Source organism: Seonamhaeicola marinus, from assembly GCF_008085455.1.
The window spans coordinates 1-293 of the sequence record NZ_VSDQ01000022.1 but is presented as its reverse complement, the minus strand read 5'-3'; the positions used below and the strand labels follow the sequence as shown (position 1 = coordinate 293).

Below are 293 nucleotides of genomic sequence, written 5' to 3'. Positions count from 1 at the left end.
CTTTTGTTGGTGTTCGCTTTCGGTATTAAAAAATGAAAAACTGTCTTTAGTTTCAACTTTAAAAACATCGTCTCTTCCAAGCTCTAAAACTTCTTTTAAAAAGTCTTTTAAGCTCATCCAATCAAAGCCATCTTTTCTTCCAACGTTAATAAAATAACGTGTAGAATCTCCACCAGTACTTTCAGCTCTTCCATTATCAGATACGTTTAAATCTCTAGCCTTTTGGTAGTAGTTATAAAAACGTGTAAATTCAACTGAAAAGAATTTTTTAATCAATTCATCTTTACTTGTAT

The 293-nt window shown here is 30.4% G+C and carries 1 protein-coding gene; it reads right to left on the bottom strand.

What is annotated here, in order from left to right; genetic code table 11:
* Window positions 1-293, bottom strand: a 293-nt coding sequence (locus FUA24_RS00175; protein WP_187388112.1) for a DbpA RNA binding domain-containing protein, incomplete at both ends; no start/stop codon positions are given.